Annotated in this window: 14 protein-coding genes and 1 riboswitch; of the genes, 4 read left to right on the top strand and 10 right to left on the bottom strand. The window is 41.3% G+C overall.

The features are described from left to right. Positions 1 to 15: 15 nt before the first annotated feature. From ung to CIK86_RS00660, 8 genes are all read right to left on the bottom strand, one after another. Positions 16 to 678, bottom strand: a complete 663-nt coding sequence (ung, locus tag CIK86_RS00695; RefSeq protein WP_086995237.1) for a uracil-DNA glycosylase — start codon at positions 676 to 678, stop codon at positions 16 to 18. Next, a complete protein-coding gene (locus CIK86_RS00690) occupies positions 675 to 1,550 on the bottom strand; it encodes a cobalamin-binding protein (protein ID WP_086995234.1) in 876 nt (291 codons plus the stop codon). The genes ung and CIK86_RS00690 overlap by 4 nt, the downstream gene beginning before the upstream one ends. Then, positions 1,550 to 2,149, bottom strand: coding sequence for a cob(I)yrinic acid a,c-diamide adenosyltransferase (cobO, locus tag CIK86_RS00685; protein ID WP_086995231.1), 600 nt, complete (start codon positions 2,147 to 2,149; stop codon positions 1,550 to 1,552). The genes CIK86_RS00690 and cobO overlap by 1 nt, the downstream gene beginning before the upstream one ends. Continuing rightward, a complete protein-coding gene (locus CIK86_RS00680) occupies positions 2,133 to 3,623 on the bottom strand; it encodes a cobyric acid synthase (protein ID WP_086995228.1) in 1,491 nt (496 codons plus the stop codon). Before CIK86_RS00680 ends, cobO begins: the two co-directional genes overlap by 17 nt. Before the next feature lie 9 nt (positions 3,624 to 3,632). Then, positions 3,633 to 4,634 (bottom strand): iron ABC transporter permease, encoded by a 1,002-nt coding sequence (locus CIK86_RS00675; RefSeq protein WP_086995249.1) that lies wholly within the window; start codon positions 4,632 to 4,634, stop codon positions 3,633 to 3,635. A gap of 1 nt (position 4,635) precedes the next feature. Then, complete coding sequence (locus CIK86_RS00670) at positions 4,636 to 5,448, bottom strand: ABC transporter ATP-binding protein (RefSeq protein ID WP_086995225.1); 813 nt, start codon at positions 5,446 to 5,448, stop codon at positions 4,636 to 4,638. A gap of 78 nt (positions 5,449 to 5,526) precedes the next feature. Then, positions 5,527 to 5,668: riboswitch (cobalamin riboswitch) on the bottom strand. A gap of 45 nt (positions 5,669 to 5,713) precedes the next feature. Next, on the bottom strand, positions 5,714 to 6,652 hold the full coding sequence (locus CIK86_RS00665) for a porin (protein ID WP_086995220.1): 939 nt from the start codon (positions 6,650 to 6,652) through the stop codon (positions 5,714 to 5,716). 162 nt (positions 6,653 to 6,814) lie between these two features. Further along, positions 6,815 to 7,678, bottom strand: a complete 864-nt coding sequence (locus CIK86_RS00660; RefSeq protein WP_011329216.1) for a LysR family transcriptional regulator — start codon at positions 7,676 to 7,678, stop codon at positions 6,815 to 6,817. A gap of 90 nt (positions 7,679 to 7,768) precedes the next feature. Here CIK86_RS00660 and CIK86_RS00655 point away from each other — a divergent pair, with 90 nt between their 5' ends. Next, positions 7,769 to 8,143 (top strand): DUF413 domain-containing protein, encoded by a 375-nt coding sequence (locus CIK86_RS00655; protein ID WP_011329217.1) that lies wholly within the window; start codon positions 7,769 to 7,771, stop codon positions 8,141 to 8,143. A gap of 112 nt (positions 8,144 to 8,255) precedes the next feature. On the opposite strand, the gene rarD is transcribed toward CIK86_RS00655, so the two are convergent. Then, entirely contained in the window at positions 8,256 to 9,176 is a 921-nt protein-coding gene (gene rarD, locus CIK86_RS00650) for an EamA family transporter RarD (RefSeq protein ID WP_086995218.1), read from the bottom strand. A 52-nt stretch (positions 9,177 to 9,228) separates the two neighbouring features. Beyond that, the gene (locus CIK86_RS00645) at positions 9,229 to 9,684 is read right to left on the bottom strand and encodes a thioesterase family protein (protein WP_172459223.1); all 456 of its coding nucleotides are present in this window, start codon (positions 9,682 to 9,684) and stop codon (positions 9,229 to 9,231) included. A gap of 200 nt (positions 9,685 to 9,884) precedes the next feature. On the opposite strand from CIK86_RS00645, the gene recQ reads away from it, so the two are divergent. The 3 genes from recQ to CIK86_RS00630 all read left to right on the top strand — a co-directional run bounded on the left by recQ (position 9,885) and on the right by CIK86_RS00630 (position 13,817). Further along, a complete protein-coding gene (gene recQ, locus CIK86_RS00640; RefSeq protein WP_011329220.1) occupies positions 9,885 to 11,708 on the top strand; it encodes a DNA helicase RecQ in 1,824 nt (607 codons plus the stop codon). A gap of 7 nt (positions 11,709 to 11,715) precedes the next feature. Continuing rightward, entirely contained in the window at positions 11,716 to 12,000 is a 285-nt protein-coding gene (locus CIK86_RS00635; protein ID WP_011329221.1) for a DUF3630 family protein, read from the top strand. Between the two features lie 107 nt (positions 12,001 to 12,107). Further along, positions 12,108 to 13,817: a ShlB/FhaC/HecB family hemolysin secretion/activation protein gene (locus CIK86_RS00630; RefSeq protein WP_086995215.1), complete on the top strand. Its 1,710-nt coding sequence runs from the start codon at positions 12,108 to 12,110 to the stop codon at positions 13,815 to 13,817. Positions 13,818 to 13,830: the final 13 nt, after the last annotated feature.

The following is a 13,830-nucleotide window of genomic DNA, read 5'->3' as shown; positions in this document are numbered from 1 at the left end:
TTTTAAAAGTTAAAATTATACTTGCCAATTAATCGGCGTTTTACCTTGAGATTGTAATAACGCATTAGTGGCTGAAAAATGCCTACAGCCAAAAAAACCTCGATGAGCAGACAGTGGTGACGGGTGCGGCCCCGCTAAAATATGTTGGCGTGCGCTATCAATTCCCTTACCTTTTTTTTGTGCATGAGCCCCCCACAAAATAAATATTACGCCTTCACAATGGGTGTTTATATGCGCAATAACCTTATCGGTAAATTGCTCCCACCCTAAGTGTTTATGCGAATGGGCTTGGCCTTGCTCTACCGTAAGTACTGTATTGAGTAAAAATACTCCTTGCTCTGCCCAGCTTTGTAAGTAGCCATGGGTAGGAATAACAAAATCGTTTATATCGCTAGCCAGCTCTTTATAAATATTTTTAAGCGAAGGTGGCAGTTTTTTAACCTCAGGTAATACCGAAAAACACAAACCATGTGCTTGGCCTTCACCGTGGTAAGGATCTTGCCCTAAAATAACAACGCGTATATCGCTAAGCGGTGTTGCAGTAAATGCGCTAAACACTTGATCTTTTGGAGGATAAACAGCAACGTCTTCGCTGCGGCGCTTAGCAACGTAGTCGAGTGTTTGCTGCATATACGCTTGCTGTAATTCTTGCTTTAAAAATGCAGTCCAATCGCTCATTGTATGCTCTTTATTTGTTGGCGTGATACGTCTATTTTATCACACATGTCGGCCAGCCCATCTAGCATTCGCGCTGAAAAGCGATGTAGTAAGTCGGCATTTACAGATAAAAATTGCTTATTTTTTACTGCGGGTATTTCTGGCCATTGCTGCCAATTAATAGTGGGTTGCGGTGTTGCTGATTTTTCATCCGGAATAATTATAATTTGCGGCTTAGCCACTATCACATTTTCTATGCTTATTTGTGGATAGTCGGTGCGGCTATTTGCAAATACATTGGTTACTTGGCAAGTAGCCATTAACTCACTTATTCCGGTATTTTTCGACACTGTCATCATCGGCTCAGACCAGAGTTGATAAAAGCCGGTGAGTTTACTTTTACCCTGTTGCTTGGCTGTAATGGCTGCAAGTTTAGTATTAAATGCTTTTACCACTTGCTCGCTTTGTTTAATGTTACCGGTAAGTTTGCCTAGCATAAGCAACTCATCGGCAATGCCTGTAACTGTAGTTGGATCAGTTAAATAAAGCTTAATACCTAAGCGCTCTATTTGTGCTAAATCATCGCTTTGATTACCACTTTTCCACGCAATCACTATATCTGGCTTAAGGACTAAAAGCTTTTCGATTGAAATACCATAGTAACCGCCAATACGAGTAATACTTTTTGCCGCTGCTGGGTAGTCGGCGTAATCAACTGTGCCAACAATATTATCTCCCGCGCCTATTGCATACAGGTTTTCTACTATGTGCGGAGCTAGTGCCACAATACGCAGCGCTTTAGCCGGCTGTACTTTATCAATTTGTATCTTATTAGCCTGCGCATGCTGCGATACACAGAGTAACAATAGACCAATAACAAGCTGTTTAAACATTAGTAATCAAAACCTTGCAGAGCCTTAACACCTGCATCAAATGCATGTTTTACATTACGCACTTCGCTTACTGTATCAGCCAGTTCTATTAATTTACGATGGGCTGCACGGCCGGTAATAATAACCGACTGCATTGGCGGTCTGTTGCTAATCGCCTCTAGCACTTCATCTACATCAATATACCCATAGGTTACCATGTAGGTTAGCTCATCGAGCAGCACTACATCTAGGCTTGCGTCACTAAGCAGTCGCTTTGACTCTTGCCAAGCAGCTTGCGCGGCTGCGGTATCGCTCTCTTTGTCTTGGGTATTCCATGTAAAGCCTGTGCCCATTACAACAAACTCTACACCCGCACTCTGTAACAAGTTACGCTCTCCACATTCCCAAGTGCCTTTTATGTACTGGCACACAGCGGCTTTTTTTCCATGACCAACACAACGTGCTACCACACCAAAGCCCGAGGTCGATTTACCTTTGCCATTACCGGTTATAACCTGAAAAATACCTTTTTCTTGTTGCGCTGCAGCTATTCGTGCATCAACTTGATCTTTTAATTTTTGTTGGCGTTGCTGATGTTTATCTTTACTTTGTTCGCTCATGATTATGCCCTTCATAAATTTTAATAATGTGTGCAATATTTAAATGCGTTTCACACATGGCAGCTAAACGCTCTAGTTGCTGCTCACGGTGCTGGTTAATATTAACCGGATTAATAACTGTATCGGCTTTGAGCCACTTTAATATTTGCAATGTGGCACTCGCTTGATCAAATAAGCCATGTAAATAAGTACCCGCTATGGCGTTATCATCACTAATAAACCCATCGGCTGTAAAGCCATTTGGGTGTTCATTAAAGCTTAAAAATGGTTTATTAAGTGCTTCACCTTGGCTAATGCCTGCATGAATTTCGTAGCCACTACAAAGTGTTTGCTGGTTATTTAATTGCATAGTCGCGGTTACATTACTCAATATTTTTTGTGCTGTAAGTGTGCTGGTAAAATCACTTAACGCTAGCCCCGGCATATGCTGTAATGATGACTCAACACCTAGGGGATCATTAATACTATTGCCAAGCATTTGCATACCACCACAAATACCAAGCACTTTACCACCATAACGTAAATGGCGTTTTATTTGTGTATCCCAGCCTTCATTTTTTAAAAAGGCTAAATCACTCAATACGTTTTTACTCCCCGGTAAAATGATCAAATCAACATCGGGGATCGCTTGTGTATGCGCTACATAATTAATATTTATATTGGGATGTAAGCGCAGTGCATCAAAGTCAGTATGGTTACTAATGTGCGGCACAAGCAGCACGGCAATATTAACGCTGACATTAGTTAGCGTATTATCTATAGCAATTGCATCTTCAGCGTCTAATGCTAGGTCGTGTAAATACGGCAATACGCCTAACACCGGTTTACCTGTGTATTTTTCCAGCCAATCAAGCCCACTTTGTAACAAGCTTATATCGCCTCTAAAACGATTTATTATAAAGCCTTTTACCCGCGCTTGCTCCGACTCACTCAATAATGCCAAAGTACCCACTAAATGAGCAAACACACCGCCTTTATCTATATCGGCAATTATAATTACGGGGCAGTCAACGGCTTCGGCGTAGCCCATATTAGCAATGTCGTTGGCTCTGAGGTTTATTTCGGCTGGGCTGCCCGCCCCTTCCACCAGCAATAAATCAAAACGTTTTGCTAAACGGTTATGCGACGTGAGTACTGCATCCATAGCTACTTTTTTATAATCGTGATACGCCCCAGCTTCCATATTACTTATGGCTTTACCATGAATAATAACCTGCGCGCCAGTATCGCTATTTGGCTTAAGTAATATGGGATTAAAGTCAGTTTCAGGGGCTACCTTTGCCGCTATAGCTTGCAGTGCTTGAGCACGACCTATTTCACCACCATCATCTGTAACTGCACTATTTAATGCCATATTTTGTGGCTTAAATGGCGCTACATTTAGCCCTCTATTAGCAAATACTCTACACAGCGCCGCAACCAGTGTACTTTTACCCGCATCGGATGTGGTGCCTTGCACCATTAACGTTTTCATTTTATAGCCCTACACCTGGCGCTTACGAAAATACAATAAGCTTAAAAAGAACACGCTACCAATAGCTGCAGTAATAACCCCAACCGGTAACTCTTGATTAGTTAATAACGTGCGCGCTAGCACATCAACCCAAACCATAAAAGTACCGCCCACCAAACTCGTTACCAGTAAGCCAGATAAGCTACCTTGGGAGATAAAAAAGCGCACTATATGCGGCACCATTAATCCTACAAAGCCAATTCCGCCACACATAGCCACTAACACTGCCGTTATCAGCGAACTTAAAACTAGCATCAATATTCTAAAGCGATGTACCCGCACACCCAGTGTTATAGCACTTTCATCGCCGAGCAGCATGGCATTTAGTTGGCGCCTAAAACTAAGCATTGTAAATGTACACAATATAATAACCACAAAAGGTAACCACAGCGTTGCCCACTGCGCTCGTGCAAAACTGCCGAGCGTCCAAAATAAAATAGCCGCAACTGCCTGAGGATCGCTCCAGTAAAGTAATAAACTGGTAAATGCGCTAAATAAAAATGACAAGGCCACACCTGCCAGCAGCATAGATTCTACTTGCCCACTTTGCTGCCGCCCTGCAATCAATATAAGTAAACTCATAGCCACTAAACTGCCAGCCAATGCCGCTGCCGATAATGCAAAGCCCGCACTAATGCCCACAAACGCCATGAGTATAACTACCCCCAAAGACGCCCCAGACGATATCCCAAATAAATAAGGATCTGCTAACGGATTACGCGTCACGGTTTGCAAAATAAGCCCGGCAATGGCTAAACCACTGCCAGCTAAAAATGCCAGTAATGTGCGTGGCATTCTTAATTCAACAATAATTCGAGTGTTAAAGGAGCCCTCTGTTGAGGTGAAAATACTTTTAAATACATCAGTTAATGATGTGTCGGCAGCGCCATAACTCAGCGCCGTAAATAACGTAAATAATGCAGCTAGTACTGTGACTAAAAGTGCTATTGAATGATTGTTAAGCATGCGCATATTATTCATACCCATAAAAGTAAGTAATATGTGGAATAACACCACCTAGTTTAGACATTTGCGGGTGGTGGCTTACTTGTGCACATACACCAAATACATCATTGAGCATGTCCTCGCTGAGCACATCGATGGGAGAGCCTGTATTAACAATTTCGCCGTGATTTATAACCACCAGCTCATCGCACATAGCAGCGGCTAAATTTAAATCATGAAACGATGCAAACACAGTAACGCCAAGCGATTTAGCCAACTCCATTACCTGAATTTGATACTTCACATCTAAGTGGCTGGTTGGCTCATCCATAATTAATAGTTGCGGTTGCTGCACCATAGCCCGAGCAATTAATGCACGTTGTTTTTCTCCTCCCGAAAGCGACTCAAAACGTTGGCTTGCATGATCCTGCAAGCCAACTCGCGCTATAGCTTGGTTTATTTTTTGTGTGTCGGCTGTTGTGGTGGTGCTAAATAATGCTTTATGCGGGGTTAACCCAAGTGCAACCACATCTAATAAAGTTAAATTAAATTGTGATGGGGTTTCTTGTAAAACAACCGCAACCTGCTTTGCGTATTCATGGCTTTTTAACTGCCAAATATCGGTATTATTAAATTTAATTTGCCCTGCAGTGGGCTGATTAAAGCGATACAAACACCGCAGTAAACTAGATTTACCTGCGCCATTGGGGCCAATTAAGCCAACGAACTTACCTTGCTTTATTTGCAAATTAACATTGTTGAGGATAGTTTTACTGCCAATATTCCACGACACGCGATTAACGCTTAACAATGGTGTATTTAATGGCGTTTGAGTTTGCAATAGTTAGCCCTAGGCAGGAATGCGCTCACTAACAATGCAACTAACTATGGCTAGTACATAATTTGAAGATGAGTAAACCCGCTCGTTAAAATTGTTTATTTGTATCTGACTTAAAGCGTTATGCTAATTACAGTTGCGGGAACAGTTGAGGAGTTGCACCTCATTCCAAATGAATACTCTATTATGGGCGGCTAAGTAAATAATTTAAAGCAAAAAAAACCGCACTTAACAAAGTACGGCTTAAAAAGGCAGTGCTAAGCGCTGCTTAAAATTTATATTCTATACCTACACCTAAGTAGTCTTGGTCAACGTTGTTGTCCATATCGAAATTAGAATAAAAACCAAATAATTTAGTGTTTTTATTTAACTGATGATCAACACCTGCCGAAATAGCCGTTTTGTCATCACTGTCTTTAAAATCCATTGCCTGGTACTGCAATTTAAAGGTATTGCTAGCCATAGTGTAAGCCGCACTTAATAAATAACCGTCGGCCTCACTACTGCCATCAACTTTTTCTTGCGTTTGATACATAGCGCCTAATTTAAAATCGGCTACTTTACCTTGTACTGATGCGCGCACTACATCGTAGCCGTTCACTTCGCTATCGGCAGCAATAGCGGCATATATTGCGCTCTTTTTAAGGGCTGCGTCACCATAAGTTACTGCCATTGAATAGCCATTTTCAGCACCTGCTGCATCGCTATCCTCTGCAACAAACGTAGCCAAAAGCTTAAAACCTTGGTAAGAATTAGAGGCATAAGAAACACTACTGCCCATTCTATTTTCACCTTTAAAGGCATTTTTAATGTCGCCTTCAAGGTCGCTAAATAAATCAACTTTACCTTGTGACTGCTTAAGCGCGGTATCGTTACGGCCAATAACAACTTGGCCAAACGCGCCTTTTAAACCTATATACTGATTACGAGCAGAAATATTGTCGTCATTATCACCTTTTGAGTCGGCGTCAGAAACATCAACTTGAAATTCAAACTTATAAACAGCTTCTAAGCCATCAGATATTTTTTCAAACCCTTTTAAGCCCAAACGTGATGAGTTACTTTTAATTTCCGTAAAAGACCCCTCACCATCATCCGACGACTGTAGTGTTACGTTCGCTTTACCGTAAAAATCCACTTCAGCAAGCGCATTAAAAGACAAACCACCTAATAAAGCTATACATAAGCTCGACTTTACAAATTTCATGTTATTTCCTCGATAATCACAACAGACTCGTTTTTAATGCAACAGGAGTTTGGCACTGTTAAATGACAAAAATATTACAGCCGTCATATTTTTACACTTTTAAATTCATAAAAACACATAATAGTTGCAATCAAACGTACATATACAGCAAAACCATTGGCCTTACTCAACGGGTAACTTAGGAGTCATTTGGGTTAATAAATTTACTAATGTTTCTATTAACTCTTTTTGCTCATTGTCTCTGTGATAGGCAACAAATATATCGCGCGAGGTGGTTTCTACGTCTTTCACATGAAATAACTCGCCTTTTTCTAAATGCGCTGCAACAAGTACTTGAGGAATGAATGCACTCCCTCCGCATTGCAATATTAAATCAAGTGCTATACGCCCTGTACTTGTTCTAAAGTAAGGTGGGGTTTTGCCAGTAAACTGGCGAGCATGCCACAGTGAGAATGTCGTGCCCCAGTCAACATATACGTACTGGTTATCAAAAAAGTTATCGTAACTGGCAGTATCAAACGCGCTTACCGGTATAATGGGTAGTTCGCAAATTCGCTCAACCACCAGCTCATCAACTTTTGGTGGATCAAATAAAATAGCTAAATCTAAGGTGCGCTCTAATAACAGGCGGGTACTTTCTTGTTGTGCTTTTACCTCAGCCACCAAAGACACACCGGGCATTGCCGATACAATATTAGTAATACCAAACTGTAAAAATGCATCCCAAATGTTTGGTGTACCCGCTAGGCAAATTTGTTTATGCATATTATCGGCAAGTGCCACATCTACTTTTGCTCTTTGCATGCCAGTAATGATCATTTGTGCATGGGGTAATAAACGCTCACCTGGCGCTGTTAGTTGAATATTATTGCGCTGGCGAATAAACAAATTAACACCAAGCCCTTGCTCTAATTGACGAATTCTAAAGCTTACTGCAGACTGCGTGATATAAAGGTTTTCAGCCGCTTTGCCAAAGTGACGAGTGCGTACTACCTCAACAAATGTTTTTAATAAATCGATATCCAATTTTTTATCCTCACGATAAAAATAACTTGTTTAAAATATTTGCAAACTTGCCGCATACTCCAGCAATTACCAAGGTATGAGGGTACAACAATGAGCAATGATATTTCACTACTTCGCCAAGCATTTGTTAGTCAACGTCAGTTTTTTGATGATCAAAACTTCCCACGCGGATTTGGTCGCAGCGGAAACTTTACCTTATTAGAAGCCAGTATATTAGAGCAACACGGTGTTGTTTTAAAAGGCTTACATAATAAAGCCCTAGAGCCACAAAATGAACATCAGCAACAATTTGTCGCTGTTATTAGTGGTGCTTTAGAGCCAACCAATGCAATTGAGCGCGCTTGGGTTAAATACTTAAAGTTAACAACAAGCAAAGCAAAGTTCCATACATTATTTGGCCGCTCAAAAATAGCGACCCCAGCACCAATAAGCCAAGACTATTACGCCGAGTCAGACAGTATGTAATTGCTTAAACTATTTAATTTTTACGTTTTAAACTTAAATAGTTAAACATACACCAAGCCTAGCGCGAGTACAAAATACATCGCGCTACGGGCTTACTTAAGTTAACTAACTTTTAAACCACGCCTGAGGCAACAATAGCGGCTTTTTTACGTTTCCGAGATTGCCTAAAAGAGTCCCAACTAAAAATAGCCAATGCACTCCAAATACAAACAAATGTAACTACACGCTCGGCATCAAACACTTCACCGTAAAGCATTACAGCTAATATGAACATTAAACTTGGCCCTATGTACTGAAAAAAGCCTAAAGTGGTGTATTGCAAGCGCTTAGCTGCGCCGGTAAAGCACAGTAGTGGTAAGGTGGTAATGATCCCGGCACTTATGAGTAAAACATTGGTATGCCAGTCATTAGCAGGCAAGCTTGACGTTGCTGTAGGCACCATTAAATACCAATAAATAAGCGCTACTGGCAAGAGTATAAATGCCTCTATTGAAATACCAGACAACGCTTCAACGGGTAGCTTTTTACGCAGTAAACCATATATTGCAAATGATATAGCTAGCGAAAAAGCAACCACAGGAAATGAGCCAAAACTTATTAACTGCAGCAGTACACCGATAAATGCTAAAGCAACAGCAACCATTTGAAATTTACGTAAACGTTCGCCTAAAAATAACACTCCCAGTAATACATTTAGTAACGGATTTATGTAATAACCTAAACTGGCATCAAGCATATGATTATTATTAACCGCCCATATAAACAAGCCCCAGTTAAACCCCAGTATCGACGAGGTTAAAACCAGTATTAACAATAGTTTAGGCTGTACTATAATGCGTTTAATTCTATCCCACTGGCCTAAAATACTCACAATAATAATTAAAAACATCACCGACCACACAACACGATGCGTTAAAATTTCAAATGCAGTAACATGCTGGAGTTGCTTAAAGTATATAGGTGCTAAACCCCATATAGTAAAAGCGATGCAAGCCAAAATGGCGCCCTTGCGCTTCTCGGTATCAATCGGCATAAATAAACACTTAGTTATTCAAAAGGTCGCCAGTTTACTCCGCAAACTTTTATTAGCCAACTAAATACGTGCCCGTACCAAATGCTATTTGTACTGCTTGCTCATTATGCAATTCCATCCTACAAACACATACTTTATTGCCCGAGCGAATTAAAGTGGCGCTGGCTATAAATTTCTCGCCTTTGCCTGGGCGTAGGTAATCGGTGCGCATATCTATAGTGCCCAAGGTGGCTAGTTTTTGCTGCACAGATAAAATATCAACATCGTTTAGCTTATCTATTACACTTGCTGCAGCTAACATACCACCTACGTTATCGAGCACTGCCGAAATAACGCCGCCATGGAGTATTTTTTGTGCCGGATTACCTATGAGTATATCCTGCCAAGGAAACGATATTTTTGCTTGTTCTGGGCTAAGTGATTCTACCGATATTTTTAAAAACTGATTAAACGGCATATTATTTACAAACAGCGAGCCTACATGCTCTATTAACATTTCTTTATTCATTATTATTCTCTATGTTATATCTGGTAAGAGGAGTAAAGCATAACTAGGATAAAGCTAGCAACACAGTTAAATTTATTAGCCGCTTAAAGTCAGCTAATATCCCCCCCTGAGCGAGTAAATTCACACGTTATAAATTTATTCAAAAAACATTCAACACTCGCTAAAGACATCCTGTACAAAAAACACTAAAATACCCCGCAATGAATACATTAACACCACCCTCTAGCTCACTTGTGCGCACCCCTGAAGCTGTACTCAAACAAGTGTTTGGTTATAGTGAATTTCGCGACGGCCAAAAAACGGTTATTGATGCAGCCATTAACGGCCAAGATTCGTTGGTATTGCTGCCAACCGGTGGCGGTAAATCTGTGTGCTATCAAATACCCGCTTTAGTGCTTGAAGGGGTAACTATTGTTATTTCTCCGCTAATATCGCTAATGCAAGATCAGGTAACTCAACTACAAGCGCTGGGCGTTAAAGCCGCATATATAAATAATAGCTTAGCCCGCGAAGAGCAGCAGCAGGTATACCAACAACTCCATCAGGGATTAATTAAACTACTGTATGTTGCCCCTGAAAAAGTGCTGCAGCGCGAGTTTTTAGAGCGCTTATCGCATTTAAAAATCAGCTTATTTGCTATTGACGAAGCGCATTGTGTATCGCATTGGGGGCACGATTTTAGACCCCATTACTTTCGTTTAAGCGAATTAAAACAACGCTTTGCTCATGTACCTATGATGGCCCTTACTGCAACTGCCGATAAAGCCACTCGTTTTGATATTGTTGAGCAATTAAAGTTACAACAACCCTATATTCATACCGGCAGCTTTGATCGCCCTAATATTCGCTACACCATAGAAGAAAAATTTAAACCTATGGTGCAACTGCTGCGCTATTTAAAAGAACAAAAAAGCCAAAGCGGCATAATTTATTGCACCAGCCGTAAGCGCGTAGACGACATAGCCGAAAAGTTAGCCGACGCGGGACTTAACGCCGCCGCCTATCATGCAGGTATGAGTAACGAGCAGCGCCAATTTGTGCAAACTGGCTTTGCCCGCGACGATATACAAATAGTGGTTGCTACAGTGGCCTTTGGTATGGGTATAAATAAACCCAATGTGCGCTTTGTATTGCATTACGATATTCCCAAAAGCATAGAGTCGTACTATCAAGAAACTGGCCGCGCTGGGCGAGATGGACTTGCCGCTGAGGCTATAATGTATTTTGATCCGGCTGATATAGGCCGCGTAAGACGCTTTTTTGAAGATATTGACGACGAGCAACGTCGCCGCGTCGAAGAGCAGCGCTTTAATGCCATGGCCAGTTTTGCCGAAGCACAAACCTGCCGTCGACAAATCCTGCTTAACTATTTTAGTGAGTATCAACGTGAGCCATGCGGTAACTGCGATATTTGCTTAAATCCGCCCAAAAGCTTTGATGGCACTTTAGTAGCGCAGCAGGCACTATCGTGTGTATACAGAGCAGAGCAACGCTTTGGCCTTGGATATATTGTTGAGTTACTACGCGGTGCAAACACCAGTCGTATTCGCGATAATAACCATCATCAACTCAGCACCTACGGCATTGGCAAAGACAAAAGCAGTGAATTTTGGCTAAGTATTTTACGCCAACTCATTCATCAAGGCTTATTAAGCCAAGATATAACCCAAGGTGCATCACTGCGTTTAACCGAAGCCGCGCGCGCTATTTTAAAAAGCGAATATGCGTTGCAACTCGCAGAGCCTCGCCTGCAAGCTAAGCATGTTTATCAAGATAAATTAGCTCAGTTTAATTACGACAAAAAGCTATTTGCTCGCTTAAGGGCGCTGCGAAAAGAGTTAGCCGATGCCGACGATGTACCGCCGTACGTGGTATTTAACGACAAAACGCTTGCAGAAATGGCGCAGCTAATGCCGACCAACGACAGCGAATTTTTAAAGGTGTCGGGTGTTGGCTTTACTAAATTAAATAAGTATGGCGGTGAGTTTTTAACTGCAATTCGCAACTACCTTGCTACTAACTAAGAGCATTATGACCATAATAGAATATCACCACACGCATCAATGCATTATTATTACGCCGGTAGAGCCGCCCCACGACGAAGACTTTGAACTGTGGAGTCGTTTGTTTTTACACCACGATGAAATAACCATTAATGAGTACTCTGCTGGTGCCGATCGCCATCAACTGCGCTTCACTTATCAGCAGCAAACATTTAATTTAAACTTTGAACACTACAGCCAAAGTATTTGGATTAACGGCGAAGGCCATGACGCTGAACATTTATTAGCCGCACTTACTTTTTACCTAAGTTAATAGCAATTAAATAACTTCAAGCTCTCTACTTTTAACTTACATTTTAGTAACAATGATGTAAGCTGATATTACGGTAGTAATTTGCTACGTAGCAGTAAAGGGTTTGAATGATTACTAAAAAATGGATTTCATCTTGTTGTTTTAGCCTCTGTATTCCAAGCTTTTTTATGTTCAGTTTAGCTGCGCAAGAAACCCCTCATGCGCAAAATGATTGCGCAAGCGAGCAACCAACGCCATCAAGTAGTAATAATTTACGCCGTCAACTAGATCAACCAACGCCACTGTTAAAGCAAAGTAGTAATGCAAAAATTGCCAATATTACTTTGCAGCAACTTAACGTATTTAATACTGAACTCGAAGCCGAAAATAACGCCCTATTTCGCTTTGCTAACCGCGCGCATATTCAAACTGAGCCAGAGGTTATTAAAAGTATTTTATTGTTTGAGAGCGGTGATAATTTTGATCCTAAAAAGCTCGCCGAATCAGAACGCTTACTGCGTAAACAAAACTATTTATACGATGCTCAAGTCATTGCCACCGAAAACTGCGAAGGGAACGTTAATGTTACCGTCGTTACGCGTGACTTATGGACACTACTACCAGAAATAAGCTTTAGCCGCAGTGGCGGGGAAAACAAATCAAGCATTGGTTTTCGCGAATCTAACTTATTTGGCTGGGGTAAGCGTTTGTCGTTGTCGCGCACTACAGATAGCGATCGTAATGGTTATTTATTTGTATACGACGATCCTAATATTTTATCAACCCGCTATCGTGGGCGTTTAGAGTACGCCGATAATAACGATGGTAAACGCCATCTGCTAGAACTTACCTATCCGTTTTTTGCTATAGACACCCCTTTTAGCTACGGTATTTTAAGCTATTCAGAGCAACGCGAAGAAGCGCTATATCAGCGCGGTGAAAAGTTTAGCGAGTTTGATCAAACGACCGACTACAACAGTTTTTTTGTTGGTCACTCCAAAGCATTAAGCCGTAACTGGACCCAGCGCCTCAGCCTGGGCTACGTTGATGAGCAACATACTTTTGCTGCAATAGACTCTACCTTTGCTCCCTTAGCCGTCGATCGCAGCTTAAGCTATCCTTATGTAAGCGGACACTGGTTTGAAGATAACTTTATAAAAGTACGCAATTTCGACAGTATTTATCGTACTGAGGACTTAAACTTAGGTTGGAACATAAAAGCCTTACTGGGCTACTCCGATGAATCTGTTAGTAACGATGATAGTCGCGCGGTTTACTCTTTTAACTTTAATAAAGCTCACTTTAGTGGCGATAATACCTTATGGCGCTTTAGTGCAGACATTGATGGTTACTGGAATAAAGAGCAGGACAAATTTGAAAACCTGATCTCCACCAGCCAAATACAATATTATTTAAATACCAGCATTGATCAGTCTTGGTATGTAAAAGCTCGGGTGCAGTACGCTAAAAACCTCACTAACGATAAACAACTTACACTCGGCGGCGAAACCGGCCTACGTGGCTACCCTATGGATTATCAGCATGGAGATCGCAGCTTTTTAGTGAGTTTAGAAAAGCGTTACTATTGGGAATATGATTTGCTGCAATTATTTAAAGTAGGCGGCGCGGCTTTTCTTGATGTTGGCCGAGCATGGTCTAACACCCCAAACAATGTTGAAGATAGCCGCGTTCTTAAAAATGTAGGTATAGGCCTGCGCTTAGCACCAAGCCGTGCAAATGCCGGCACCATGATCCATATAGATATAGCTGCACCGCTAGATAGTGCCGATGGCGTAGATTCGGTACAGTGGCTGGTAAATGTTAAAAATTCTTTTTAAATGGCTATTTCGT

The organism is Pseudoalteromonas sp. JB197, assembly GCF_002332205.1.
In the GTDB taxonomy this organism is placed as follows: Bacteria; Pseudomonadota; Gammaproteobacteria; order Enterobacterales; family Alteromonadaceae; genus Pseudoalteromonas; species Pseudoalteromonas nigrifaciens.
Note: the sequence above shows the minus strand (reverse complement) of the source record. Positions and strands in the feature narration are given on the sequence as shown.